The organism is Neisseria animalis, assembly GCF_900636515.1.
GTDB classification, from domain to species: domain Bacteria; phylum Pseudomonadota; class Gammaproteobacteria; order Burkholderiales; family Neisseriaceae; genus Neisseria; species Neisseria animalis.
Genome location: NZ_LR134287.1, coordinates 1,189,016 through 1,214,483, shown reverse-complemented (window position 1 = coordinate 1,214,483; position 25,468 = coordinate 1,189,016). Strand labels below are relative to the sequence as shown.

The 25,468-nt window shown below is 51.9% G+C and carries 23 protein-coding genes and 2 tRNA genes; 16 read left to right on the top strand and 9 right to left on the bottom strand.

Annotation, left to right across the window (positions count from 1 at the left end):
* Nucleotides 1-164: 164 nt before the first annotated feature.
* Entirely contained in the window at nucleotides 165-1,511 is a 1,347-nt protein-coding gene (pcnB, locus tag EL111_RS05675) for a polynucleotide adenylyltransferase PcnB (RefSeq protein ID WP_123796162.1), read from the bottom strand.
* Between the two features lie 274 nt (nucleotides 1,512-1,785).
* Here pcnB and EL111_RS05670 point away from each other — a divergent pair, with 274 nt between their 5' ends.
* From EL111_RS05670 to EL111_RS10785, 10 genes are all read left to right on the top strand, one after another.
* The gene (locus tag EL111_RS05670; protein WP_123796161.1) at nucleotides 1,786-1,971 is read left to right on the top strand and encodes a DUF3460 family protein; all 186 of its coding nucleotides are present in this window, start codon (nucleotides 1,786-1,788) and stop codon (nucleotides 1,969-1,971) included.
* A 28-nt stretch (nucleotides 1,972-1,999) separates the two neighbouring features.
* The gene (locus EL111_RS05665) at nucleotides 2,000-2,668 is read left to right on the top strand and encodes a class I SAM-dependent methyltransferase (protein WP_123796160.1); all 669 of its coding nucleotides are present in this window, start codon (nucleotides 2,000-2,002) and stop codon (nucleotides 2,666-2,668) included.
* A gap of 3 nt (nucleotides 2,669-2,671) precedes the next feature.
* Nucleotides 2,672-3,433, top strand: a complete 762-nt coding sequence (locus EL111_RS05660) for a tetratricopeptide repeat protein (RefSeq protein WP_123796159.1) — start codon at nucleotides 2,672-2,674, stop codon at nucleotides 3,431-3,433.
* Between the two features lie 123 nt (nucleotides 3,434-3,556).
* Nucleotides 3,557-4,042, top strand: coding sequence for a 5-(carboxyamino)imidazole ribonucleotide mutase (purE, locus tag EL111_RS05655; protein ID WP_123796158.1), 486 nt, complete (start codon nucleotides 3,557-3,559; stop codon nucleotides 4,040-4,042).
* 283 nt (nucleotides 4,043-4,325) lie between these two features.
* Nucleotides 4,326-4,401, top strand: a tRNA-Thr gene (locus EL111_RS05650).
* Between the two features lie 31 nt (nucleotides 4,402-4,432).
* Nucleotides 4,433-4,508, top strand: a tRNA-Thr gene (locus tag EL111_RS05645).
* Between the two features lie 118 nt (nucleotides 4,509-4,626).
* Nucleotides 4,627-5,415, top strand: coding sequence for a 3-methyl-2-oxobutanoate hydroxymethyltransferase (gene panB, locus EL111_RS05640; RefSeq protein ID WP_123796157.1), 789 nt, complete (start codon nucleotides 4,627-4,629; stop codon nucleotides 5,413-5,415).
* A 224-nt stretch (nucleotides 5,416-5,639) separates the two neighbouring features.
* Nucleotides 5,640-6,875 (top strand): YkvI family membrane protein, encoded by a 1,236-nt coding sequence (locus EL111_RS05635; protein WP_123796156.1) that lies wholly within the window; start codon nucleotides 5,640-5,642, stop codon nucleotides 6,873-6,875.
* Nucleotides 6,876-7,180: 305 nt separating this feature from the next.
* Nucleotides 7,181-9,046, top strand: coding sequence for a dihydroxy-acid dehydratase (gene ilvD / locus EL111_RS05630; RefSeq protein ID WP_123796155.1), 1,866 nt, complete (start codon nucleotides 7,181-7,183; stop codon nucleotides 9,044-9,046).
* A gap of 68 nt (nucleotides 9,047-9,114) precedes the next feature.
* Nucleotides 9,115-9,243, top strand: coding sequence for a hypothetical protein (locus EL111_RS10785; RefSeq protein WP_269471069.1), 129 nt, complete (start codon nucleotides 9,115-9,117; stop codon nucleotides 9,241-9,243).
* Nucleotides 9,244-9,384: 141 nt separating this feature from the next.
* Here the strand turns inward: EL111_RS10785 and EL111_RS05625 are convergent, their stop codons facing one another.
* Together EL111_RS05625 and EL111_RS05620 are read right to left on the bottom strand one after the other, a co-directional pair.
* Complete coding sequence (locus EL111_RS05625) at nucleotides 9,385-10,608, bottom strand: dicarboxylate/amino acid:cation symporter (protein ID WP_197717744.1); 1,224 nt, start codon at nucleotides 10,606-10,608, stop codon at nucleotides 9,385-9,387.
* Nucleotides 10,609-10,639: 31 nt separating this feature from the next.
* On the bottom strand, nucleotides 10,640-11,896 hold the full coding sequence (locus tag EL111_RS05620) for an aminotransferase class V-fold PLP-dependent enzyme (RefSeq protein ID WP_123796154.1): 1,257 nt from the start codon (nucleotides 11,894-11,896) through the stop codon (nucleotides 10,640-10,642).
* Between the two features lie 132 nt (nucleotides 11,897-12,028).
* Between EL111_RS05620 and EL111_RS05615 the strand changes: the two genes are divergently transcribed.
* Nucleotides 12,029-12,931 carry a LysR family transcriptional regulator gene (locus EL111_RS05615; protein ID WP_123796153.1) on the top strand — a complete coding sequence of 301 codons (903 nt, stop codon included), beginning with the start codon at nucleotides 12,029-12,031 and terminating at the stop codon, nucleotides 12,929-12,931.
* Between the two features lie 123 nt (nucleotides 12,932-13,054).
* On the top strand, nucleotides 13,055-14,161 hold the full coding sequence (serC, locus tag EL111_RS05610) for a phosphoserine transaminase (protein WP_123796152.1): 1,107 nt from the start codon (nucleotides 13,055-13,057) through the stop codon (nucleotides 14,159-14,161).
* 414 nt (nucleotides 14,162-14,575) lie between these two features.
* Here serC and panC read toward each other — a convergent pair whose 3' ends face one another.
* Nucleotides 14,576-15,412, bottom strand: coding sequence for a pantoate--beta-alanine ligase (gene panC / locus EL111_RS05605; RefSeq protein ID WP_123796151.1), 837 nt, complete (start codon nucleotides 15,410-15,412; stop codon nucleotides 14,576-14,578).
* Between the two features lie 70 nt (nucleotides 15,413-15,482).
* Nucleotides 15,483-16,376 carry an acetylglutamate kinase gene (gene argB / locus EL111_RS05600; protein WP_123796150.1) on the bottom strand — a complete coding sequence of 298 codons (894 nt, stop codon included), beginning with the start codon at nucleotides 16,374-16,376 and terminating at the stop codon, nucleotides 15,483-15,485.
* A gap of 108 nt (nucleotides 16,377-16,484) precedes the next feature.
* On the opposite strand from argB, the gene EL111_RS05595 reads away from it, so the two are divergent.
* The 3 genes from EL111_RS05595 (at nucleotide 16,485) to EL111_RS05585 (ending at nucleotide 19,270) form a co-directional block, all read left to right on the top strand.
* Entirely contained in the window at nucleotides 16,485-17,267 is a 783-nt protein-coding gene (locus tag EL111_RS05595) for a TrmH family RNA methyltransferase (protein WP_123796149.1), read from the top strand.
* A 53-nt stretch (nucleotides 17,268-17,320) separates the two neighbouring features.
* Nucleotides 17,321-17,983 (top strand): YecA family protein, encoded by a 663-nt coding sequence (locus EL111_RS05590; protein ID WP_123796148.1) that lies wholly within the window; start codon nucleotides 17,321-17,323, stop codon nucleotides 17,981-17,983.
* A gap of 261 nt (nucleotides 17,984-18,244) precedes the next feature.
* The gene (locus EL111_RS05585) at nucleotides 18,245-19,270 is read left to right on the top strand and encodes a sulfate ABC transporter substrate-binding protein (protein ID WP_123796147.1); all 1,026 of its coding nucleotides are present in this window, start codon (nucleotides 18,245-18,247) and stop codon (nucleotides 19,268-19,270) included.
* A 358-nt stretch (nucleotides 19,271-19,628) separates the two neighbouring features.
* On the opposite strand, the gene EL111_RS05580 is transcribed toward EL111_RS05585, so the two are convergent.
* Together EL111_RS05580 and pdxH are read right to left on the bottom strand one after the other, a co-directional pair.
* Nucleotides 19,629-20,708, bottom strand: coding sequence for a pseudouridine synthase (locus EL111_RS05580; RefSeq protein WP_123796146.1), 1,080 nt, complete (start codon nucleotides 20,706-20,708; stop codon nucleotides 19,629-19,631).
* A gap of 354 nt (nucleotides 20,709-21,062) precedes the next feature.
* Nucleotides 21,063-21,695: a pyridoxamine 5'-phosphate oxidase gene (pdxH, locus tag EL111_RS05575; RefSeq protein ID WP_123796145.1), complete on the bottom strand. Its 633-nt coding sequence runs from the start codon at nucleotides 21,693-21,695 to the stop codon at nucleotides 21,063-21,065.
* Between the two features lie 135 nt (nucleotides 21,696-21,830).
* Between pdxH and EL111_RS05570 the strand changes: the two genes are divergently transcribed.
* Nucleotides 21,831-23,399, top strand: coding sequence for a YdgA family protein (locus tag EL111_RS05570; protein ID WP_123796179.1), 1,569 nt, complete (start codon nucleotides 21,831-21,833; stop codon nucleotides 23,397-23,399).
* Nucleotides 23,400-23,609: 210 nt separating this feature from the next.
* On the opposite strand, the gene metW is transcribed toward EL111_RS05570, so the two are convergent.
* Complete coding sequence (gene metW / locus EL111_RS05565; RefSeq protein WP_123796144.1) at nucleotides 23,610-24,191, bottom strand: methionine biosynthesis protein MetW; 582 nt, start codon at nucleotides 24,189-24,191, stop codon at nucleotides 23,610-23,612.
* Nucleotides 24,188-25,327, bottom strand: a complete 1,140-nt coding sequence (gene metX / locus EL111_RS05560; RefSeq protein ID WP_123796143.1) for a homoserine O-succinyltransferase MetX — start codon at nucleotides 25,325-25,327, stop codon at nucleotides 24,188-24,190. The genes metW and metX overlap by 4 nt, the downstream gene beginning before the upstream one ends.
* Nucleotides 25,328-25,468: the final 141 nt, after the last annotated feature.

Below are 25,468 nucleotides of genomic sequence, written 5' to 3'. Positions count from 1 at the left end.
TCAAATATAGTCGAATAAAATAAGAATGAGACAAGGCAGCGAAGCCGCAGACAGTACACATAGTACGGCAAGGCAAAGCAACGCTGTATCATTCTTATTTTAAATGACTATAATATGGCTGTACGGCCTTATCTCATGCTTATTTCAGCCGACCGACAAAACCTTTATTCCGATTCGGCAGGCTTTTTCTTACGCGGTTTGCGGCGGCGTTTGCGTTTGGATTTTCCGTCTGCATATTGTTGGGCAGAATGCTGTTGCGCTGCCATCGTCATCATGGCGCGGGTTTCTTCGTCTGCATGTTGAAAATCCGTCCACCACTGTATCAAATCGGCATCGGCTTCGCCGGTTTGCCCGCGCAATACCATAAAATCATAAGCGGCGCGGAAACGGGCTTGGGCAATCAGGCGGTGCGGACGTGCGCCGCGCGTGTTGGCAAATTGCGGTTGAAACTGCCAAATCTCGCGCATGGTGGCGGTAAACCGTTGCGGCACGCCCCAGCCTTTCTCTACCTGTTCGCGCAAGGTGTTGACCGCCTCCGACAAAGCGGGTGCAGGACGCTGCCCCTGCTGTTGGTACTGCTGCCAGTAGCGGTTGACCTGCGGCCACAAAATTGCGGCCAGTACAAAGCCTACTGATACCGATTTGTCTTCACGCAAGCGTTCGTCGGTATTTTTCAAGGCCAGAGCGATGATGCGGTTTTCGGGGCGGTCGGCGGCTTTGAGCGCGGTCAGCAGCGGATGGATGTTGTCCGACACCTCCAAGCTGTTCAGCCTGCTCAGGCATTTTCGTGCATGGCCGGAAAACAGCAGCTTGAGAATTTCGTCAAACAGCCGCGCAACAGGTTCGTTTTTCAGACGGCCTGCATATTCGGAAATCGGTGCTGCCGTCTGCGTTTCGACTTCAAAACCGAGTTTGCCCGACAAACGTACCGCACGCAAAATCCGAACGGGGTCTTCCTGATAACGCGCTGCCGGTTCGCCAATCATCACCAGCTTCTTATCCGCTATGTCCTCCACTCCGCGATGAAAATCGAGAATCTCCTGACGGACGGGATCGTAATACAGGGCATTACAGGTAAAATCGCGGCGCATGGCATCTTCTTCGATGGTGCCGTAGGTGTTGTCTTTCATAATCCGGCCCTGTGCGTTGTGCAAGGCCTTATTGCCGCCCCGGAAGGTTGTTACTTCAATGGTTTCCGGCCCCACCATCACATGAACGATTTGAAAACGGCGGCCGATAATGCGGCTGCGGCGGAAAATGCGGCGCACTTCTTCGGGTGTGGCATTGGTTGCCACGTCAAAATCTTTAGGCTCGACCCCCAGCAGCAAATCGCGTACCGCCCCGCCGACAATATAAGCCTGAAAACCCGCATCTTGCAGACGGCCTACCACTTTCTCGGCGGCAAAACTCAACATATCGGCACTGATTCCGTGTTGCGCGTAGCCGATGATTTCTTTGTGCACCGCCGCCTTTTTCCCGGGCAAGACTTTGTGCAACCATTTTTTCAACATATTTTTCTCTTCTTCACTGGATAATGCCGTCCGAAACTGCCGCGTCCAAGCAGCAGTCCGTTTCCAAAATCTTGTACAACAATATGATTATTATCATTTTTATCTAATGCTATACAAAATTTGCAGACGGCCTTTGCTTCAATATCCCTGACCCCGCCGCTACACTTCGCAGCGGCAACCGCCCGCCATTATACCTGAAAATCCCTCAAGCTCTGTTGCCCCGAAAAATATCCGTTATAATAGCGGTCTGAATCCGAATGTCACAGGAACAGCCATGTATCACTACCGATCCGATGCCACACAATTTTTAGACCAACTGATTGCGGACAATCCCGAGCTGGAAACCGAGCGTATGGAAAACCGCAACCTGTTGTGGGATGTCGAGCTGAACCCGCAGGAACAAGCGGGATTTGAAGCGGCCAAAGTGGAAAAGCAACCCTATACCTATTATCAAAACTGATTCCGAACCGGCTGCCGTATCCGAAAATATGACCACCACCACAACCAACGTCCCGCCCCTTCTGCAAAACTACCTCAACGAAATCGGCGAAGCGGAACACCCCGTTTTGACCGCATTGCGCGCCCGCACCGAAAACCACCGTCTCGGCAAAATGGCGATTGCCCGCGAACAGGCGGCATTGCTGACATGGCTGGCGCGCCTGATTCGTGCCGAAAAATATTTGGAAGTGGGCGTATTCACCGGTTACAGCAGCACCGCTGTGGCACTCACATTGCCCGAACACGGCACGGTTACCGCCTGCGACATCAATGTAACCTTTACCGACATCGCACGGGAAACATGGCAGGCGGCAGGCGTGGCGCACAAAATCACCCTGCACCTCCAACCGGCGCTGTTGACGCTGGACGATTTGATTGCCTCAGGCGAAGCGGGCAGCTATGATTTGGCGCTCATCGATGCAGACAAACCGCCCACGCCCCAATATTTCGAGCGTTGCCTGAAGCTGGTACGCAGCGGCGGTGTCGTCGCCATCGATAATGTACTGCTCAACGGCAGGGTGATTGAAAATCCATCGGAAAACGTACCGCCCAGCCTGAAAATCCTGCAGGATTTCAACCGCAACCTCCCGCACGATCCGCGCATCGTACCGATTACCCTGCCCGTCGGCGACGGTCTTACCCTGTTACTCAAAAAATAAAAAATGACGAAAACACACGCTACACTCCTCTTACTCAGCACTTTTGCCCTGACCGCCTGCGTTACCGCAACGCAGCCCCGCAACGTTCAAGCCGTACAAGACAATGAAGACAGCTTCGTTTTGCCCGATATTCCGGCTGAGCCGCTTCCTGCCGCCGGCATTCCTTATCCGCAACTGGACAAGCAAACCCAAATCGACCAAATCGGCATTCAGGTTGCCCGTTTGGAGCGCGAAATTGAATTGCTGAATACCCGCATCCAACAGATCGAGCGCCGCAATACGCCGAAGCGCACCGCAGCCAAACCCGCTACCTCCAACCGCCTGAACGATGCCAAACTGAAAAACAACTATCTGGCAAACGGCGGGGCAACGGTTGCCGAAGCCGATTCCGTTGCCCAAAATGAAATACGCCTGTACAACCAAGCCCTGAAATTCTACCAACGCGGCAACTTTACCGCCGCCGCAGCCGTCTTGCGCGGTGCAGACGGCGGCAACGGCAGCGAAGCGGCCCGCCGCAATATGTATCTGCTGCTGCAAAGCCAACAGCGTATGGGTAATTGCGAATCCGTTATCGAAATCGGCGGGCGTTATGCCAACCGTTTCAAAGGAACGGCGCAAGCCCCCGATGCGCTGTACAGTATCGGGCAATGCCAATACCGGATGCAGCAGAAAGACATTGCCCGCAACACATGGCGCAAGCTGATACAAACCTATCCCGACAGCACCGCCGCCAAACGTGCGGCCGCGGCAGTCAGACAGCGTTGATTGAGTTCGGACTGCCGATAACGATACGGACTACACCGCATTTTGCAGACGGCCTTACCGCAAAAGCCGTCTGCAAAATGCTTACTACCTTCCCTTAACACCCCGTCTTTTATGGAGAAATACATGATTCAAGTAGGCATCATCATGGGCAGCAACAGCGACTGGCCGGTTATGCAGCATGCGGCGGAGTTTTTGAAACAATTCGGCGTAGAATACGAAGCACGCGTCGTTTCCGCCCACCGCACCCCCGACTTGATGTTTGAATATGCCGAAACCGCACGCGACCGAGGCATCAAAGCCATCATCGCCGGTGCGGGCGGCGCGGCACATCTGCCGGGCATGGTGGCCGCCAAAACCACCGTTCCCGTACTCGGCGTACCCGTACCGAGCAAATACCTCCGCGGCGAAGATTCGTTGCTCTCCATCGTTCAAATGCCCAAAGGTGTTCCGGTGGCTACTTTCGCCATCGGAGAAGCCGGAGCAGCCAATGCCGCGCTGTTTGCCGTTTCCCTGCTGGCCAATGAAAATCCCGAGTTGGCTCAAAAACTGGCCGATTTCAGAGCCAAACAAGAACAAACCGTTCTGGCCATGACCTTGCCCGAAGCATAACGCTCCGCAAGCGCTGTAACAGCAATCCGCCCTTTATTTCGATAATCGGCGGCAAAAGGCCGTCTGCAAAACGATTTGTCCTCAAAACAGTCTGCCGCAACGACGTGGCGGATACAGGTTTATCCGGCAAATCACGCATTTTGCAGACGGCCTTTACGCTTCACATGCCGATATTGCCTGATTTAATTTCATTTAAAATCAAAATTTTTTATTGAAAACAGCCGACACCCTGAAATTTCATCTTGCCAAAAAAACATTTTGCAAGCATAATGCCAGCTTTCCTGCCGGTGTAGCTCAGTTGGTAGAGCACCTGACTTGTAATCAGGGGGTCGCGAGTTCGAATCCTGCCGCCGGCACCAGTTTTCAGGAAATGTTTTGAATGTTTCCTATGCCGGTGTAGCTCAGTTGGTAGAGCACCTGACTTGTAATCAGGGGGTCGCGAGTTCGAATCCTGCCGCCGGCACCAATCCAAACCGCCTAATCCTGCGATTAGGCGGTTTTGTTTTGTACACATCTTCCCCAAAGCCTTATAATAACGCGTTTTAATCTGATAAAGGCCGTCTGCAAACAGACGGGCAAGCCACATGATTACAATCAACACCCTGCAGAAAATGAAAGCGGAAGGCGAAAAAATCACCATGCTGACCGCCTACGAAGCCAGCTTTGCCGCGCTGATGGACGATGCCGGCGTGGATGTCCTGCTGGTCGGAGACTCCTTGGGCATGACGGTTCAGGGCCGCTCCTCCACCCTGCCCGTCAGTCTGCGCGATATGTGCTACCACACCGAATGCGTGGCCCGCGGTGCAAAAAATGCCATGATTGTTGCCGATTTGCCCTTCGGTACATACCAGCAAAGTAAAGAACAGGCTTTCGCTGCGGCGGCAGAACTGATGGCGGCAGGCGCACACATGGTCAAACTCGAAGGCGGCGTTTGGATGGCGGAAACCACCGAGTTTCTCCAACTTCGCGGCATTCCCGTCTGCGCCCATATCGGCTTGACGCCGCAATCCGTGTTTGCTTTCGGCGGTTATAAGGTGCAAGGCAGGGGCGACAGCGCCCAAGCGCTGATCAACGATGCAACCGCACATGATGAAGCAGGTGCGGCGATTGTGTTGATGGAATGCGTACCGGCGGCTTTGGGCAAGCAGGTTACCGAAACCGTCCGCTGCCCGACCATCGGCATCGGTGCCGGTGTGGATTGCGACGGCCAAGTTTTGGTGATGCACGATATGTTGGGCGTATTCCCCGGCAAAACTGCAAAATTCGTGAAAAACTTTATGCAGGGTCAAAGCAGCATTCAAGCGGCGGTTGAAGCCTATGTCCGCGCGGTGAAAGACAAAACTTTCCCTGCTGCCGAACATACGTTTGCCTAGAAAACGCCGCAAATCCCATGCTTCAAACAAGCCGCATTCAGATAATTTGAATGCGGTTTTTCATCAATATGGTTTTGCGCCGGTCCTTTAGCTGCCGGAGCGTGTAAGGCCGTCTGCAAATCTGTTTCCAAGCGTTTTTGCAGACGGCCTGATACCCATTTTGCGAATAATTGTTAAAACTGATATAATCATAGTCTATTTCAATCAAGAGACTAGGATTTGTTTTGATCGGTAAAATCATCAGAATCGCACTTGCCTATGTAGGCGTAATCGTCGGCGCAGGATTGTCGTCGGGACAGGAGCTGATGCAGTATTTCGTCAGTTTCGGAAAATGGGGCATGGCCGGTATCGCGGTATTGTTCGTTATGCATACCGTATTCGGCCGCCTGATTATGATGTTGGGCTGTTATTACCAGTCTAACGACCATTCGGAAGTGTTATCGAAAATCGCGCACCCGGTGGCCAATAAAGTTTTGGACATTGCACTGATTACGTCCTGCTTCGTGATCGGTTTTGTGATGATTGCCGGTGCAGGCGCAAATCTGAACCAGCAGTTCGGCTTTCCTTCTTGGCTGGGGGCGTTGGTTTGCGCATTGCTGATTATCGGTGTCAGCTTTTTGAATTTTGAAAAAATTACCCAAGTTATCGGTGTATTCACGCCCATCATCATCATCATGATTATACCGATTGCCGCCTATACTTTTATCGGTAAAAGCTATGACTTCGATTATCTGGACACCGTCAGCCGCAGTATCCCGACTGCGCTGCCCAATATCGGCGTATCGGTTTTAAATTATTTTGCGCTGTGCGTAATGACCGGTATTTCTATGGCTTTTGTATTGGGCGGTTCCGTTATGCGTATCGGCGTGGCTCAGAAAGGCGGCGCATTGGGCGGTGCGCTGGTCGGATTAATCAGTGCCGTAGCGGCTCTTGTATTGTTTGCCAATGTCGGTAAAGTAATGCATGCCGATATTCCGATGCTGACGCTGGCGCAGGAAATCAATCCGATGTTTGCGCTTGCCTATGCGGTTGTTATTTTCGGCCTGATTTTCAATACCGCGTTCAGCCTGTATTACGCGCTGGCAAAACGCTTTGCGGGCGGCAATATTCCGAAAGAACGCACCTATATGATTGTTTTGGTTGCCATCGGTTTCGGTTTGTCGTTTTTGGGTTTTAAAGAGTTGGTCGGCATGATGTATCCGGTTTTGGGTTATCTCGGCATTCTGATGCTGGTCATCCTGATTGCGGCGTGGGTACGCGAAAAACGCAATATGCACCGCGAAAAAATCATCCGCCGGAGAATGATTGCCCTGCAAGAAAAAAAATATGACGACGACCAAAACTTTACCGAATCCGACAGCCGCCGCTATCAAAGGTTGGGCAAGGCTTCGGTTATTGACAGCAAGTCGATTAAAGAAGACATACGCGATTTGGTCAAAGAAGAAAACCAAGAACAGTAAAACGGCTTTACTGCCCCTCTCGGGAATTACTGTTTGCGGCTTTGTCCTGTATCAGAATGATACCGTACCGCACAGGTACGGTATTTTTCTGTCTCTAATTTAGAGAAGTAAATACTGTTGTAGCAAATACATCTTTTATTGCCTGCCACAACTGCGCAATTTGGTATAAAATGGCAAAAATTTTACCTCTTTATGCCGTCTGTAAAACGGCGGTCTTTTTCAAACAGAACAACAATACGGCCGGTTCACATCAACATTGCGAGTTTCTGATTTTAACCGTCCGCAAACATTAAAAGGACTTTCAAATGCCGGACTACCGCTCCAAAACCTCCACCCACGGCCGCAACATGGCGGGCGCGCGCGCCTTGTGGCGCGCCACCGGCGTGGCCGATGCCGATTTCGGCAAACCGATTATCGCCATCGCCAACTCGTTCACCCAATTCGTGCCCGGCCATGTCCACCTGCACGATATGGGTCAGCTTGTGGCGCGCGAAATCGAAAAGGCCGGCGCGATTGCCAAAGAATTCAACACCATCGCGGTGGACGACGGCATCGCCATGGGACACAGCGGCATGCTGTATTCGCTGCCCAGCCGAGATTTGATTGCGGATTCCATCGAATACATGGTCAACGCCCACTGCGCCGACGCGCTGGTGTGCATTTCCAACTGCGACAAAATCACCCCCGGAATGCTGATGGCCGCCATGCGCCTCAATATTCCGACCATTTTCGTTTCCGGCGGCCCGATGGAGGCAGGGAAGGTGATCGGTGCCATCAATATTGCCGACGAACGCCGTTTGGATTTGATTGATGCGATGATTGAGGCGGCGGACGACAACGTTTCCGACGCGCAAATCCAAGAAGTCGAGCAAAACGCCTGCCCCACTTGCGGCTCCTGCTCCGGCATGTTCACCGCCAATTCCATGAACTGCCTCACCGAAGCACTGGGTCTGTCTCTGCCGGGCAACGGCTCTTATCTCGCCACTCATGCGGGACGCAAAGATTTGTTTTTGGAAGCAGGCCGTCTGATTGTGGAGATTACCCGCCGCTATTACGAGCAAAACGACGAAAGCGTTTTGCCGCGCAGCATCGCCACCAAAAAAGCCTTTGAAAACGCCATGACCATGGACATCGCCATGGGCGGCAGCACCAACACCATCCTGCACCTTCTGGCCGTAGCCAACGAAGCGGGCGTGGATTTCAAAATGGCCGACATCGACCGCTTGAGCCGCGTCGTGCCCTGCATCTGCAAAACCGCGCCCAACAACCACGACTACTACATGGAAGACGTGCACCGTGCGGGCGGCATTTTCGCCATCCTGCGCGAATTGGAAAAAGCAGGCAAACTGCATACCGATGTTTCCACCATCCACGCGCCGACTTTGGGCGAAGCCATCAAACAATGGGACGTAACCAATCCCGAAAACACCGCCGCCATCGAGCGTTTCAAAGCCGCGCCCGGCGGCGTGCGCACCACCGAAGCCTTCTCGCAAAACCGCATGTGGAAAACGCTGGACTTGGACAGGGAAAAAGGCTGTATCCGCAGCGTGGAACACGCCTACTCGCAAGACGGCGGTCTGGCGGTATTGTTCGGCAACATCGCCGAGCGCGGCTGCGTGGTGAAAACCGCCGGTGTGGACGACAGCATCCTCAAATTCACCGGCCGCGCCCGCGTGTTTGAAAGCCAGGATGCCGCCGTGGAAGGCATTCTCGCCAACGAAATCACGGCAGGCGACATCGTCATCATCCGTTACGAAGGCCCCAAAGGCGGCCCCGGCATGCAGGAAATGCTGTATCCGACTTCCTATTTGAAATCAAAAGGTTTGGGCAAAGCCTGCGCCCTGCTGACCGACGGACGCTTCTCCGGTGGCACCTCCGGCCTGAGCATCGGCCACGTTTCCCCCGAGGCGGCCGAGGGCGGCGCCATCGGTTTGGTGCGCGAAGGCGATACCATCGAAATCGACATCCCCAACCGCAGCATCAATCTGGCGGTGTCCGACGAAGAATTGGCCGCACGCCGCGCCGAAATGGAAAGCCGCGGCAGCAAAGCCTGGCAGCCTGAAAACCGCGACCGCTACGTTTCCCAAGCCCTGCGCGCCTACGGACTGATGGCGACCTCCGCCGACAAAGGCGCAGTTCGCGATGTCAGCCAAATCGAGCGTAAAGACTAAGCCCGCGCAAAGCCGTCTGCAAATAAGACCGAATCCCACATTTGCAGACGGCATCATGAAAGCCAGCTATGGATAAATTTGTTTGGGCAATGGCCATCATGGCCGTTATTCTGGCCGTCATCATCGGCGGCGGATTTGTTGCAACAGAATATGTCAAAAAACACCCTGAATTATTTGAAATCAAACCGCAAAAATAATCAGGCATGAAAAAGGCCGTCTGCAAAAACCATATTTTGCAGACGGCCTTTTTAGTCAAAACACCTTAAAAAAATATACTCAACCGATAAAATCAATCATCGTTATTGTTCATCAACAACAAAACATTGAAAAAATCTCAATCAGCTTTTGAATATTTCCTGATCCAGCATGTTTTCTTTACGGGCAATACACAGCGTGCTGACCACATCGCCGGTTACATTTAAGGTAGTATGCCCCATATCGAGAATACGGTACATGCCTGCAATCAAGCCCATAATTTCCAGCGGCAATCCCATGGTTGAAAGCAGCATAACCGTCATCACTATGCCTCCTCCGGGAATGCCGGGCGAGCCGATGGAGACTAAAGCAGTTAACAGAATCAGGATTATTTGCGAAGTCAGATCCAACTCCACGCCGTAAATTTGAGAAACGAAAATAACTGCAGCAGCATAATACACGACCGCCCCGTTCATATTCATAGTCGCCCCTACAGGCAGGGTAAATTGCGCCAACTCGTTATGCACGCCCATTTTCTTTTCAACAATTTCCGTTGTTACCGGCAAAGTACCGGAACTGCTGGTGGTGCTGGCGGTTACCGCCCAAATCGGCAATATTTTCTTGAAAAACATTCCCACAGGCACTTTGGCAATAAACTTGAGCATCAGCAGATACATCGACAAGATTACGGCAAGCAACCCCAAATAATCGGTCAAAATAAAACGGGCGAGCGGACCAAAAATCTGTATGCCGTACTCTCCAATAGAGCAGGCAATAAGTGCGGCCACCCCGTAAGGAGAAAATGCCATGACCAAAGAAGTCATTTTATACATTACCTCCGTGCCGGTATTCATCAGATTTTTGACCAACTGCGCTTTTTCTCCCAACAACACAACGGAAATTCCTAAAAACAGAGAAAACACAATCACCTGCACCAAATTCCCTTCTACCAAAGATTGAAACGGATTGGCAGGAAACATTCCGACAAGCGTCTGCCCGATACCGGGAATTTCCTTACTTTCCATTGTTTGAGCAGATATAGGTAATGCGGCAATATCAATCCCTGCGCCGGGTTTGAGCAGATGCGCAACAAACAACCCGATACAGCCTGCGATTAAGGTAGTCAGCACATAATACAATAAGGTTTGGGTACCGATGCGCCGTAAGCGTTGGATATTGTCGATACCGGCAACGCTTGAAGCGATGGAGAAAAACACCAGCGGCACAACAATCATTTTGATGAGCGTAAGAAAAATCGTTCCTATCGGTTTAATGATGAGAATATCTTCTTTAAATATCAGACCCAACACAATACCGATGACAAAACCAATGGCAACTTTGGTCGATAAACTGAATTGTTTCATCATTTTCTCCTTTATTCTTGATATTTTTATAGAATTAGCTTGCCAATTCGGCCGTAATGGTTAAAAAACGGTCAATATCCGCTGCCGTATGGCAATGCAGGGGAGAAACACGCAAAGCACCGGTCAGCCCCAATGCTTCAACAATACGGCGGGAATAAATACTGCTGTTCACCCTTTCATACACCACAACACCCGCTTGATCGTAGGCTTGGCGTAGTGCTTCAAAATCCCAACCGTCAATCCCCATAGCAACAATCAAATCCCTACGGGATAAATCCGGACTGTCTGCATACACTTTTACCTTGGGCTGGTGGCGCAAGCCGGGAACTTCCCCGCCTCCTTCCAATAAGCGGTGCAGCAAAAAACGTTCCTGTTGCTCGATTGCGTGCATACCCTCCAAATACAGTTCACGCCGTCCGCCATGACCGCCGCACTGTTTTCCCAGCCAACACACATAGTCGATAACTGCGGAAAACGAAGCAAATAACGCAGGGGTGGGCGTACCTAAAATCCAAAAATCAGCAGGTTTGTCCAGCAGTTTGTGATGAGGCAGTGTCGCCAGTCTGGGGGAAAGATAGGCAAATCCTACACCTCTGCTGCCAAAAAATTTATACGGTGCGAAATTTGCGGCGTCCAATCCCAATGCTTCTACATCTAAAGTGCCATGCGGCATATGCTGTACGGCATCCGTAATGATATAAGCTTGCGGATTTTTTTCTTTGACCGCACGGATAATGCCGGCCAAATCCATAATGTTTCCTGAAATATTAGACGAAGCGATCACGCTCACCAAAACCGTTTGCCCATCTACTTGCTCCGCTACAGCCTCAGGGGTAACGAAACCATCTCTCCCGACCTGAGCAACACGGAATTCGCAACCGTTTTTCTGACAATAAAACTTGACTGCATCATAAGCAGACGGGTGTTCGACATTGGTTGTAACCGCATTACCACCACCGATATGTTCCATAATGGCGGCAACAATCTGAAACATCGCCTGTGAAGCACTCTGCTCCACCATCAATGCGCCTCTTTTTGTGCCAAACATGACTTGCAAAATATCTTGGGTTCCCCGTTCAATCCATTCCTGAAAATCCACGGCTCTACGGTGCTGCCTTTCCGAGCAATCCGGAAGCAAGTCTATTGTTTCCTTTACTCTGACGGCTTCTTTCAAACGCAGTGAACCGCCCGAATTATCGAAAAACAAACGGGATCCGTAATCAGGATCATGCTCGACAAAAGCAAAGCGGCTGCGGATTTCTGCCGATAAAGACGGTGTAAACATCATCATCTCCTCTATATGAAAACAAACCGCCCGATGCGGTTAAATTCATTATAGATGTATGGTTTTTAATGGAAAAACGGAAAGTTTACATATAGAATATTCAAAATTTGAATAATTGCGGACAATAGAGGAAATGCCGTGAAACACGCCTTTTTAGAAGCATTTATCGCCATCGCCGTAACCAAAAGCCTGACCCGGGCGGCCGAACAGCTCAACATTACCCAATCCACCGTCAGCTACCGCCTCAAACAATTGGAAGATGCTTTAGGCAGCGTATTAATCCACAGAGAACCCGGCAGCAAAGAAGCCCGACTGACCGTACAGGGAGAGAAATTTCTGAAAATCGCCGTCAACTGGCTTACCCTGTCTGAAGAAATCAAACAGTTCAAACAAGAAGAAAACCACGTTACCGTACACATCGGTGCTATTGAAAGTCTGAATCTGCACATTCTGCCTCCCCTGTATCAAACCATCGCCCGCAGCGGCTATTGCAAACTCGATATATGCAACTTACACAGCAGGGAAATTGTCAGCCAAGTGGCCAACCGCAGACTTGATTTAGGGCTGATTACCGACGTTACCCATAAAGAAACCCATATACAGCTTGAAGAATTGCTGAAAGAAGACATTTGGGTCGCAGGGCGCTCACTTCCGCCTCCCTCAACTCCTCTTACTCCGGAAATGCTTGATGGTAGGCAGGAAATCTATATTGAATGGGGCTGGCATTACCATTTGTGGCGGCAAGGCATTTTTGCAGACGGCCTCAGCGGCATCCGCTGCGACTCCCTCAATACCGCCCTTCCCCTGTTAGAACACGACGGCTGGATGTTTGTACCCACCAGTCTCTGCCGAATGCTCATGCAGCAATACGGGCTGATGTGCCGACCGTTGTACGGCTCTACACCGTGGCGGCGGATATTTTTAGTCAGCCACAACCATATTCCGGCTTCTAAAAATGCTGCGTTGGAACACATCAAAACTACCCTGAGAAGTTGGTTTGCAGATTTTTCCGTCCTTTCCAATCCCCTTACCCGCATTTAAAGTGTCAAACCCAATCTATCCCAGTGGTAATTTGAAATGCGCCAAACCCAAAGACTTGCAGAAAACCCACCCGCGCTCTACAATCGGAAACATTCTTTTCCATCAGAATCATGAAAGCAGCCCATGTCTGTCCGCCCGATTTACAATTTCTCCGCCGGTCCTGCCGTATTGCCGGAATCCGTATTGCGTACTGCACAGCAAGAAATGCTGGACTACAACGGTACTGGCTTTTCCGTTGTTGAGATGAGCCACCGTTCGGATATGTTCATGAGCATTCTGTATCATGCCAAACAGGATTTGCGCCAACTGCTGGCTATTCCTAACAACTATAAAGTGCTTTTTTTACAAGGCGGCGCGACTACCCAATTCAATATGGTTGCCATGAATCTGGCGCACGGTTTCAAGCGTGCGGATGCGGTGGTAACGGGCAACTGGAGCCGTTTGGCATATGAGCAGATGCCGCTGCTGACTGATGCCCGCATTCATCTGGCGGCACACGGCGGCGAGCAGTTCGGTTATTACAATCTGCCTGCTGTGGAGAGTTGGGATATTGATAAAGATTCGGCTTTCGTACATTTTGTCAGCAATGAAACGGTACACGGCTTACAATACCAAACGATGCCGAAACTTGCAGACGGCATGCCGCCGCTGGTTTGCGATATGTCGAGCGAGATTTTATCGCGCGAAATCAATGTGGCGGATTTTGGTCTGATTTATGCCGGCGCACAGAAAAACATCGGGCCGGCCGGCGTAACGGTGGTGATTATTCGGGAAGATTTGCTGGCACGCTGCCCTAAGAATATTCCTGCTGTGTTCAATTATCAAACGCATATCGATAAAGACGGTATGTACAACACGCCCGCAACTTATCCGATTTATATGTCGGGTTTGGTATTCCGCTGGCTGCAAACCCAAGGCGGTGTGAAAAAAATTGAAGCCGTCAATCAGTTGAAAGCGCAAAAGCTGTACCAAGCCATTGATGGCAGCGGCGGTTTTTACCAAAATCCAATTGCAGACGGCGCGCGCTCGAAGATGAATGTGATTTTCAAAACTGCCAACGCGGATTTGGACAAAAAATTCATACAAGAAGCGGAGCTGTGCGGCCTGCGTTTGCTAAAAGGCTACAAATCCATCGGCGGCATGCGCGCCAGCATTTACAATGCCATGCCTTTGGAAGGTGTAGAAGCCTTAATCGACTTTATGGCGGATTTCCAACGCCGTTACGGTTAAGAAGATGGCTAAGCAAACGGGCGATCGGTACGCCGGCGGCACCCCGCGTTACACTGTTTGCCGCGTTCTACATATATAGTCGAATAAAATAAGAATGAGACAAGGCAGCGAAGCCGCAGACAGTACACATAGTACGGCAAGGCAAAGCAACGCTGTATCATTCTTATTTTAAATGACTATAAAAGGCCGTCTGTAAAATGGATACACAGTATTGTTACTGAAGGTATCCATTTTGCAGACGGCCTTTTATGATGAATCAGGCAACGGAAAACGAGACCACCGTTTCAATTCGGTTTGATACGGCGTTGGTTTCCCTGTTTCAATCCAAACTGAAACGGCTTGTAAAAGCGTGCAGAGATTATGCCGAAGCCACGCCGTATCGCGCTTGTTTTGGATTGTGGCAAGCTGCCTGCCTTACACCGTCGACACTTCCAAATTGTCAATCAACCGTGTTTTGCCCAAACGCGCGGCAGCCAAAATCACCAGTTTTTTATCGCCTTGTCGGGCAACCGCCAGATTTTCAGCGTGTCGGATTTCAAAATAATCCACCGACCAGCCGGCGGCAACCAACGCTGCTGCCGCTTGTTCTTCGATACCGGCATAATCGGTACTGCCTGCGCTGATGGAGGCGGCGGCTTTTTGCAGCTCCCGATAGAGGCGCGGCGCTTCGGCACGCTCGCTGTCGCTCAAATATTGGTTGCGGCTGGAAAGTGCCAAGCCGTCTGCCGCACGGCCGGTATCGACAGGAATAATCTTGATATTGAAATTCAAGTCTTCCACCAAGCCTTTAATAATGGCAAGCTGCTGGTAATCTTTTTTGCCGAAACAGGCGGCATCGGGCGCAACGATATTAAACAGTTTGCTGACAACAGTGGCCACACCCCGAAAATGGCCCGGCCGGAATTTGCCGCATAATTCGTTTTGCAAATACGGCGGCTCGACATTGTAGCGTTGCTCGACATTCGGATACAGCTCTTTCTCGTCAGGCGCGAACACAACGGCCACGCCTTCATCGGCCAGTTTGTCGGCATCCTGCTGCAGGGTGCGCGGGTATTGGTCGAAATCTTCGCCCTGCCCGAATTGCAGGCGGTTGACGAAAATGCTGACAACAACATTATCAGCGTGTTTTTTTGCTTCCCGCACCAATGCCAAATGCCCTTCGTGCAGATTGCCCATGGTCGGAACAAATGCCACGCTGCCTGCGGTTTTGCGCCATTCGCGCAATGCTTGAATCGTATGTATGATGTGCATAACAGTATTTGATGATGATTAAGATGATTTGCAGACGGCAATGCCGTCTGCAAAATATGCCGTTTCAAATTCAGGAGAGCTCTCTGCCCAAAATCATCGAGCCGATACCGGAATCGGTAAAGATTTCCAACAAAAGCGCATTCGGTACGCGCCCGTCGATGATGTGCGTGGCTTTTACGCCGTTGACTGCCGCCTCCACCGCCGAACTGATTTTCGGCAGCATGCCGCCGTAGAGCGTACCGTCGGCAATCAAGTCGTCGATGCGGCGCGGTGTCAGATTGGTGAGCAGATTGCCCTCTTTATCCATCACGCCGGTGATGTTGGTCATCATCAGCAGCTTCTCGGCGTTTAACTCTTCCGCCAGCCTGCCTGCCACCAAGTCTGCATTGATGTTGAACGCTTCACCGTTGCGGCCTACGCCGATGGGTGCAACCACAGGAATTTGGCCGTTGTCAATCAAGCCTTGAACCAGCGAAGTATCGATGCTTTCCACCACGCCGACTTGGCCGATGTCCACGCCGTTGCGCTCCGGCGTGTTGATATAGAGTTTTTTCGCCTTGATAAAATGGCCGTCGCGGCCGGTTACGCCTACTGCTTTGCCGCCGTGGGTGTTGATCATCGACACGATTTCTTTGTTGACATGGCCGCCCAATACCATTTCCACAATATCCATAGTTTCGCTGTCGGTTACGCGCATACCTTGTACAAACGTGCCCTCTTTGCCGACTTTGTTGAGCATGTCGTTAATCTGCGGGCCGCCGCCGTGCACAATCACAGGATTGATGCCGACCAGCTTCAGCAGCACGATGTCTTTGGCGAAACCTTCTTTCAATTCAGGTTCGGTCATGGCGTTGCCGCCGTATTTGACAACGATGGTCGAACCGGAAAAACGGCGGATATAGGGCAGCGCCTCGGCAAGGATAGCCGCTTTCGCTGCCGGCGTAATGGCTTGAATGTCGCTCATGACAAATTTTCCTGATAATTAGGCAAACCTGAATGTTAATACTAAAGAGCAGCCGAAACAAGGGAAAAAGCCCTGTTTATGCCGTCTGAAAGCAGCTATAATGCTGCCATGAAATCAATTACGTCCGCACACAACGAGCAGCTCAAACATCTCTCCAAGCTGCTGACCTCCGCACGCAGCCGCCGCGAACACGGGCAAACGGTATTGGAAGGTATCCACCTGCTCAAAAGCTATCTGCAGGCAGGTTTGATGCCGCTTCAAGTTTACCTGCCGCAGGCGCAGCTGCAAAATGCCGAATTGCAGACGGCCCTTAATGCGCTGCCTGATGACAAAATCACGCTGATTGGCGATGGCGCATTGGCAAAAATTACCAGCCTGAGCGATGCGGACGATGTGATGACGCTGATTACGATTCCCCGCTCCCCCAATCTGCCCCGCAACGGAGATTGCGTGGTACTCGACCGCGTACAAGATCCCGGCAATGTCGGCACGGTTATCCGCAGTGCCGCCGCCGCGGGTATCACACAACTGATTTGCAGCAAAGATTGTGCCGATGTCTGGTCGCCCAAAGTCTTACGGGCAGGAATGGGCGCGCACTTTCTGCTGGAAGTGCATACCCGCACCGACCTTCCGACATGGTTTGCCGCCTATCCGCACCCCATACGCGCAACCGCTTTATCAGAACAGCATAATTTCAGCCTCTACGATTTGGATTTGAGCGCCCCTTCCGCGTGGGTGTTCGGCAACGAAGGCTGCGGTGTGAGCGAGGAGATATTGGCGGCGGTCAGCCACACCGTCAAAATCCCCATGCCCGGGCAAACCGAATCATTGAATGTTGCCATGGCGGCAACCGTATGCCTGTTTGAACAAATGCGCCAACGGCTCGCTTAAATACTGTTTTACAGACGGCATTTTGCCGTTTTCCCTACCAAAAGGAACACACCATGACTTCTCCGGCTTTCGACAATCCCGCATACCAACGTCTTGCCGCCCTATTAGATTCCCAATCGGAAACCGGCAGCACCATGCGTTGCGACGAAGTGCAGGGCTTCATGCTTGCCTTGTCCAGCGGCCCCGATCCGGTTGACGCAACCGACTGGCTGTCCGAAGTGTTGGGCGATGAAGATTTGTTTGACGAAGCCGCCCGCAACGAAGTCAAACAATTGGTCCAAGCGATGATTGAAGACATACGCAATGCACTCGCAGCCAAAACCCTGCCCGAACTGCTGCTCTACGAAGACGACGCGGGCAATCCCGATTTCTATACTTGGTGCAATGCCTATCTTTACGCGCTGGATACCGTTCCGACCGACTGGTTTGAAGCGGCCGCATCAGAAGAGTTTGAAGACTTGTTCTATCCGGTGATGGCATTGGGCGGCATTTATGACGATGAAGAAAACGGCGAAGCCATTCTCCAACTGAGCGACAAAGAGCTTACCCAGCTTGAGTCCGAACTGCCGCACGTCCTGCTCGACATTGCCCTGTACTGGCAGGCAGTACGCAACAAACCGCAAACCGTGCGCCGCGAAGGTGCCAAAACCGGCCGCAACGATCCCTGCCCTTGCGGCAGCGGCAAAAAATACAAAGCCTGCTGCGGCAAAAATTGATTGCCTGCTTTCAGGCCGTCTGCAAAATACCCTTGTTTTGCAGACGGCCTTTTTATCATATTCTCACGACTCGGAACGGGATAAAGCAGCCACGCCTATCCTTATGATGGCAAACGGCTATGTTAACGGCAGAATTAACAGCAGCACCGTTTGCCCATATAACCAAAAATCCTTTTCATACAATCACGCATTCTTTCCCTTTCTCCGCCCGCACCGCTAAAGTAGCGTCCTGTCAGCACAGCTATTTTCAGGACGAAACACATGAGCAAAACCCTCTGCTGGGCATTAGGATTTGCTGCCGCACTTACCCTTGCCGCCGCTTGTTCGCGCACGCAGGCCACTGCCGATGCCGGCGAATACATGAAAATCCTAAACGTCTCCTACGATGTTTCCCGCGATTTCTACAAAGAATACAATCCGCTGTTTGTCCGCGAATTTAAAAAAATCCGCCCCGATATCGACCTCCATATCCAACAATCACACGGCGGATCCAGCAAACAGGCGATGTCTGTTGCCAACGGTCTGCCCGCCGATGTCGTGACCATGAACCAAACCTCCGACATCGACACGCTGGCACAACGCGGCTTGGTTGCTTCCGACTGGGCGGACAGCCTGCCCAATCAGGCCGTACCGTTTAGCAGCGCAACCGTCTTTCTGGTACGCAAAGGCAATCCGAAAGACATTACCGATTGGCATGTATTGGCCGATTCCGACGTGAAAGTCGTTTTTGCCAATCCGAAAACCAGCGGCAACGGACGCTATGCCTTTCTCAGCCTGTACGGTTACGCGCTGAAAACCTACGGCAGCCAAACCGAAGCCGAAACTTTTACCCGCAAAGTTCTGGCCAACGTACCCATGTTTGAAAACGGCAGCCGCGCCGCCAGCACCAGCTTTACCCAACGCGAAATCGGCGATGTGCTGGTAACCTTGGAAAACGAAGCAAACTTCATCAGCCGAAATCTGCTGCCCGACCAATTTGAAATCGTCTATCCCAGCTATACCGCCGAAGCAGAAAGCCCCGTTGCCGTGGTCGAAAGCGTAACAGCCAAGAAAGGAACCCGCGAAGCCGCCCGCGCATACCTGCAATATTTATGGAGCGACCCCGCACAGGAGCTTGCAGCCAAGATGTACTTCCGCCCGGGCAACGCTGAAATTCTGGCACGGCACCGCACGGATTTTCCCAAACTCAATACCTTCCGCCCCAACGAAACGCTGGGCAGTTGGCCGGAAATCATGACAAACTTCTTTGCCGACGGCGGAATATTCGACCGCCTGAATACCCGCTGAATATCGGGCAAAACAAAGGCCGTCTGCAAAACAGCAAGTTGAAATCTATGATTCGCATTGCTGTTTGCAGACGGCCTTTTTATAGTCATTTAAAATAAGAATGATACAGCGTTGCTTTGCCTTGCCGTACTATGTGTACTGTCTGCGGCTTCGCTGCCTTGTCTCATTCTTATTTTATTCGACTATACCGTCATTTCACACAAAATGACACGGCGCTGTTTCTCCATACCCGAAAAAAGGGCTTAACAACCGCCAAAGCAACAAGCCTGCCACCCCGTACTGTTTGCGGCGGTGCAGACTTGTCTCACTCTGTGCGATTCGGCGATAGGGAAACGTACCGCCTTATCCAATCCGATGATTATCCCTTGCGGCGGCGTTCGCCCGGCAGACCCATGTCCGCCCATTTCACGATATTCGCCACTTCTGCCGGGTTCAGTTCGTAGAATTGGCCGCGCTTGAGGCGGTTGGGCAAACCGATGGGGCCGAAGCCGACGCGTACCAAGCGGCTTACGGTCAAGCCTTGGCTTTCAAAAATCCGGCGCACTTCGCGGTTGCGGCCTTCTTTGATGACCACGTTGTACCACTTGTTGGCACCCTCGCCGCCCTGCTCGTAAATCCGCTCGACTTTCGCCAAACCGTCTTCCAGCATCACGCCCTCTTCGGTCAAAACACGCATCTGCTCGGTGCTTAATTCGCCCAGCACGCGCACGGCGTATTCGCGTTCCACCTCAAAACTCGGATGTGCGAAACGCTGTACCAATTCGCCCGAAGTGGTCAGAATCAGCAAACCGCTGGTATTGATGTCGAGACGGCCGATGGCAACCCAACGGCTGCTGGCGGCCTGCGGCAGACGGTCGAAAATGCTGACGCGGCCCTGCGGATCGTCGCGCGAAACAATTTCGCCCTCCTGTTTGTAATACAGAATGATGCGCGGCAGACGGTCGGCCCATTTGAGCTTGATGATGCTGCCTTTCACGGTTACATGGTCGTCCGGCGTTACTTTGTCGCCCAACTGCGCCACCTGCCCGTTGACCGTTACCCAGCCGTTGGTAATCCATTCTTCCATCTCACGGCGCGAACCCACACCGGAAGCCGCCAAAACTTTCTGCAAACGCTCCGGCTCGAAGCGCGACAAATCGCTGCGGCGTTCCTTCAAATCGCGGGCGCGCTCCATGATTTTTTGGTTGGGGTTGCGCACCACCAGTTTTTTGGCTTTGGAAGCACGCTGCTTCGGCGCGCGCTCGTTTTGCACACTTTCCGGCCTGCCTTTATTCAGGCCGTCTGCAAACTTGCGGCGCGGCTGCTCCGTATGCTCCGCACCGGTTGCCCGGGGTTTGCTTTTGCCCTTGAAGCTGCCGCCGCGCTTGGCAGCGTTTTTTTTCGGGGAAGCGGCGGCACCGTCGCGCCACTCGCGTTTGCTGGAAGGTTGTTTGGCCATATTTCATCTCCTAACGCGTTTTCCCCGCGGGAAAACGGTTCTTCTGCGGCGGTTGCGGCAGGCGGTTTTGTGTGAAGACTGTTGCAGAAATTAAAAATATTCAAACGCTCAACCGTCATTCCCGCGCAGGCGGGAATCCGCTTCAAAAATCAAATAACATATTGTTTTAAAACAGGTTAGCACACTTCAACAGTAGATTCCCGCCTGCGCGGGAATGACACCGCTGAATATTTTCACTTTTTGCAAGCTTCACTCTAATAAATCACAAAGCCGTCTGAAAATCCGAAATATTCAGACGGCCTCCGGTAACGGTTCGGGATTCTACCCTATTTTATTGATTCTCGGCGAAATTTTTTAAGGCGACAAACGCTTTTTTATCCACACGCCGTTTTCCAAACGATATTGGATACGGTCATGCAGGCGGCTCGGCCGCCCCTGCCAAAACTCCACGCGGTCGGGAATCACGATATAGCCGCCCCAATGCGGCGGACGCGGCACATGCAGCGGATGGCGTGCGCCGACGGCGGCGGCTTTGGCCACCAGCGCGGCTTTGCCCGACAATACTTCGCTTTGCGCACTCGCCCACGCGCCGATGCGGCTGGTATAAGGGCGGCTCTCGAAATATTCGTCGGAAGCGGCGGCATCGAGTTTTTCAATCCGCCCCTCGATGCGCACCTGCCGCTCCAGCTCCGGCCAGAAAAACGTCATTGCGGCAAAGGGGTTGGCTTCAAACGAGCGGCCTTTTCGGCTTTGGTAGTTGGTAAAAAACACAAAGCCCTGCGGATTGACTTCCTTCAGCAACACCACGCGGTTGTTCGGCCGCCCTGCTCCGTCTACCGCCGCCACGTTTACCGCCGTCGGCTCGTTGACTTGCGAGCGGATGGCTTCGTCCAACCATTGCTCAAACTGCACAATCGGGCTGGCATCGCATTCTGCCTCCGACAATTCGCGCTTGCTGTAATCTTCGCGGATATTGTGCAAATCCATCGCCATCCTCCTGATAAACCACAGAGATATTCTAACATAAATATCCATTTGCAGACGGCCTCCGCAGCCCCTTCAAAGACAAATACAGTAAAAAATGCTATGCTTGCTGCTTTATACCTGTTCTCATTTGAAGCAATGAAAAAGTTTCTGATTCCGGCAGCCGCCGTTGTTGCCGCTGCCGCGCTCGGTACGCCCTATTATCTCGGCATCAAAGCCGAACAAAGCCTGACCCGCCAGCAGCAGCTTTTGCAGGAATCCGGCTTTTTAACGGTCGAATCGCACCAATACGATCGCGGCTGGTTCGGCTCGACCGAAACAACTGTTGTCCGCTTGAAACCGACTCTGCTTCAAAATACCCAGAAATATCTGCCCGACAACCTGAAAACGGTGCTGCAAGAGCCGCTTACCATTGTCAACCACATTACCCACGGCCCGTTTGCGGGCGGCTTCGGTTCGCGCGCGCATGTGGAAACCGAGTTTCGCTACCACCCCGAAACCGCCAAAGTATTGGCTCGCTTCTTCGGCAATGAAACGCCGTTGAGCATGAGCAATACCGTTTATTTCAACGGCAGCGGCGAGATGAAATTGTCCGTTCCGGCGTTTGATTATGAGGAGCTTTCGGGCATCCGGCTGGTTTGGCAGGGTCTGAACGGTACAACCGCCTATCAAAACGGTTTTTCTGCTTACCGGCACGATTACGCCATGCCTTCCCTGCAAGTGAAGCTGGCCGACAAAGGCGATGTATTGCTGGAAAACCTGCGCTACCAATCGGAAACTGCAGACGGCGCAAACCGCTTGTCGCTGGGAAAAAGCACCACCACGCTGGATACGTTCCGCCTGCAATGGAAAGAGAATATCGATTACAGCGTCCGCTTAAACGAATTGGTGAATCTGGTGACCAATCTGCAAATCGGCGCGTTCATCAATCCGACCGGCACGATTGCGCCTTCCGTTATCGAAGTCCGCAAGCTGGATTTCTCTACGGATACCGGAGAACAAGGCAACTTCATCAACAGCGAAGGCCGCTTCCGCTTTGACAAACTGGTATACGGCGACGAGCAATATGGTCCTTTGGATATTCATATCGCTGCCGAACATCTTGATGCGCCGGGCTTGCTGGCCTTGAAAAACAAACTTGCCGAAATCGCCGACCGCCAAATGAGCGAAGAGCAGATTCAAAACGAGCTGCTCCATACGGCCAAAAACCAAGCCTCCGGTTTGTTTACCAACAATCCCGTTATCAACATCAAAACTTTCGCCTTTACCATGCCGCAAGGCTCGGTCAATGTCAGCGGCCGCTTGGCGTTTGAGGGTTTGAAGCAGAAAGATTTGAACCATCTTGCCGATATGCTGCAAAAAACCGATGCCGATTTGACCATGAGTGTGCCGCAAAAACTTTTGGAGCAGCTTGCCGTCAATCAGGCGCGCAGTATTTTCAGCGTCAATCCCGAAGATGAGGCAGCGGGAGAAGCCGCAATTGAAGACATCAACGAAACTTTGCGTCTGATGGTGGACAGCACCATTCAATCGATGGCACGCGACCAATACCTGACGCTGAACGGCGGTAATGTACAAACCCGTATGATTTTGAAAAACAACAAGCTGACGTTGAACGGCAAGGTTTTGGAAAGTGAACCGGAACCGGCTTTCGATCTTAACGAAGGGGAAGAAATCCTGCCGGAGTCTGCAGCTTCCGCCCCGTAAACAGTTGATGCCCAATGTTGCAAACCAAAGGCCGTCTGCAAAATGCAGACGGCCTTTTATAGTCGAATAAAATAAGAATGAGACAAGGCAGCGAAGCCGCAGACAGTACACATAGTACGGCAAGGCAAAGCAACGCTGTATCATTCTTATTTTAAATGACTATATTGCCCGAAAGATGGCGTACAAACCTTTCCCGTATTCGGCGGATATTCAACCGACGCGGTAGAATGCCAAACTGCCCAACAGGTTCGGCAGTTTTTCCACCCGTTTACTGCCGGTCATTACCGCCCGTTCCAATACGCGGATGTCGTTTTTGCCGCACAGCAACTCAAAATCTTTAAGCGTGCAGAGATGGATATTCGGCGTATTATACCAATGATACGGCATACGTTCGGATACCGGCATACGCCCGCCCAATGCGATTTGCAAGCGGTTGTGCCAATAGCCGAAGTTCGGAAAGCTGACAATCGCTTCTTTTGCCACACGCATCAGGCCGCGCAAAATGCTTTCGGTATTCTGCATCGACTGTATGGTCTGGCTCAATACAATCACATCAAAAGTATTGTCGCCAAATTCTTCCAAACCGCGCTCCAAATCGGCCTGTATCACATTGACTCCGCGCGCAATGGCAGCCACCACGCTGTCGGTTTTGATTTCAATGCCGTAACCGCTGCATTGCTTGCTCGTTACCAAAGCCGAAAGCAGTTCGCCATCGCCGCAGCCCAAATCCAACACGCGGCTGCCTGCCGGAATCCAATCATAAATCAGTTGCAAATCATCGCGTAACTTCATGATTGCGCGTCCTCGTAAACATTATTCATATATGCCGCCACTGCCCGGATATACGGCTCGTCTTCCATCAAAAACGCATCATGCCCGTGGTTGGACTGTACTTCGATGTACTGCACCGGTTTGCGGGCCGCAATCAATGCTTTAACCAATTCTTTCGAGCGTTCGGGCGAAAAACGCCAGTCGGTGCTGAAACTGGCCACGAAAAACTTCGCCTGAACGTGTTTTAAGGCTTTTTGCAGATTATGGCCGTATTCCGCTGCCGGATCGAAATAATCCAGTGCTTTGGTCATCAGAAGATAAGTGTTTGCATCAAAACGTCCGGCAAACTTATCACCTTGGTAGCGCAGGTAGGATTCGATTTCAAATTCCACGCCGTAGCCGTACTGATAGCCGTCCGAGCGCAAATCCCGACCGAATTTCTCGCCCAAACCGTCTTCGGCAAGATAAGTGATGTGACCCATCATGCGGGCAATCCGCAAACCGCGCGTCGGAATCTTGCTTTCTTTGGCATAATGTCCGCCGTCAAAATCCGGATCGGTAAGAATCGCCTGCCGCGCCACATCATTAAATGCGATATTTTGTGCCGACAGTTTGGGAGCAGAAGCGATGACCAAGGCATGGCGCACGCGTTCGGGGAAATCAATCGTCCATTGCAAAGCCTGCATGCCGCCCAAGCTGCCGCCGACAACTGCCGCCCATTGTGTTACGCCCAAATAGTCCGCCAGCATTGCTTGGGAACGTACCCAGTCTTTGACGGTAACCACGGGAAAATCCGCGCCGTAATCCCTGCCGGTCTCGGGGTTTTCCGCCAAGGGGCCGGTACTGCCGTGGCAACCACCCAAATTGTTCAAACCAACAACAAAAAAGCGGTCCGTATCAATCGGCTTACCCGGCCCGACCATGCTGTCCCACCAGCCCGGGTGTTTCTCTTGCGGGGAATGATACCCTGCTACATGGTGATGACCCGACAAGGCATGGCAAACCAATACCGCATTGCTTTTATCGGCATTGAGCGTACCGTAAGTTTCAATCATCAAGTCGAAACGCGGCAAAGTCTGGCCGTTTTCCAAAACCAACGGCGTTTCAAACGGAATTTTTTCCGGGACAACTATCCCTACCGAGCCCTTTTTATTCATGATTTTCCCAAATTGCTTACAAGACGGACGGCAAAAAAGGTATTATAGCGGTTCGAAATATGTTTTGCACGGCATTGCCGCCCGCATAAGGATAAAGGCCGTCTGCAAAATGCGTTTTCCTGTTTACCCCGCCGCCTGCCC

Excerpts from the sequence above, each read along its gene's own strand:
- metW (WP_123796144.1), bottom strand. The coding sequence starts at position 24,191 with ATGAAGTTACGCGATGATTTGCAACTGATTTATGATTGGATTCCGGCA.
- EL111_RS10785 (WP_269471069.1), top strand. The coding sequence starts at position 9,115 with ATGGATAAATTTGTTTGGGCAATGGCCATCATGGCCGTTATTCTGGCC.
- metX (WP_123796143.1), bottom strand. The coding sequence starts at position 25,327 with ATGAATAAAAAGGGCTCGGTAGGGATAGTTGTCCCGGAAAAAATTCCG.
- argB (WP_123796150.1), bottom strand. The coding sequence starts at position 16,376 with ATGAGCGACATTCAAGCCATTACGCCGGCAGCGAAAGCGGCTATCCTT.
- pcnB (WP_123796162.1), bottom strand. The coding sequence starts at position 1,511 with ATGTTGAAAAAATGGTTGCACAAAGTCTTGCCCGGGAAAAAGGCGGCG.
- panC (WP_123796151.1), bottom strand. The coding sequence starts at position 15,412 with ATGCACATCATACATACGATTCAAGCATTGCGCGAATGGCGCAAAACC.
- panB (WP_123796157.1), top strand. The coding sequence starts at position 4,627 with ATGATTACAATCAACACCCTGCAGAAAATGAAAGCGGAAGGCGAAAAA.
- purE (WP_123796158.1), top strand. The coding sequence starts at position 3,557 with ATGATTCAAGTAGGCATCATCATGGGCAGCAACAGCGACTGGCCGGTT.
- EL111_RS05660 (WP_123796159.1), top strand. The coding sequence starts at position 2,672 with ATGACGAAAACACACGCTACACTCCTCTTACTCAGCACTTTTGCCCTG.
- EL111_RS05585 (WP_123796147.1), top strand. The coding sequence starts at position 18,245 with ATGAGCAAAACCCTCTGCTGGGCATTAGGATTTGCTGCCGCACTTACC.
- EL111_RS05570 (WP_123796179.1), top strand. The coding sequence starts at position 21,831 with ATGAAAAAGTTTCTGATTCCGGCAGCCGCCGTTGTTGCCGCTGCCGCG.
- EL111_RS05620 (WP_123796154.1), bottom strand. The coding sequence starts at position 11,896 with ATGATGATGTTTACACCGTCTTTATCGGCAGAAATCCGCAGCCGCTTT.
- EL111_RS05580 (WP_123796146.1), bottom strand. The coding sequence starts at position 20,708 with ATGGCCAAACAACCTTCCAGCAAACGCGAGTGGCGCGACGGTGCCGCC.
- EL111_RS05670 (WP_123796161.1), top strand. The coding sequence starts at position 1,786 with ATGTATCACTACCGATCCGATGCCACACAATTTTTAGACCAACTGATT.
- EL111_RS05595 (WP_123796149.1), top strand. The coding sequence starts at position 16,485 with ATGAAATCAATTACGTCCGCACACAACGAGCAGCTCAAACATCTCTCC.
- ilvD (WP_123796155.1), top strand. The coding sequence starts at position 7,181 with ATGCCGGACTACCGCTCCAAAACCTCCACCCACGGCCGCAACATGGCG.
- EL111_RS05590 (WP_123796148.1), top strand. The coding sequence starts at position 17,321 with ATGACTTCTCCGGCTTTCGACAATCCCGCATACCAACGTCTTGCCGCC.
- EL111_RS05625 (WP_197717744.1), bottom strand. The coding sequence starts at position 10,608 with ATGATGAAACAATTCAGTTTATCGACCAAAGTTGCCATTGGTTTTGTC.
- pdxH (WP_123796145.1), bottom strand. The coding sequence starts at position 21,695 with ATGGATTTGCACAATATCCGCGAAGATTACAGCAAGCGCGAATTGTCG.
- EL111_RS05665 (WP_123796160.1), top strand. The coding sequence starts at position 2,000 with ATGACCACCACCACAACCAACGTCCCGCCCCTTCTGCAAAACTACCTC.
- serC (WP_123796152.1), top strand. The coding sequence starts at position 13,055 with ATGTCTGTCCGCCCGATTTACAATTTCTCCGCCGGTCCTGCCGTATTG.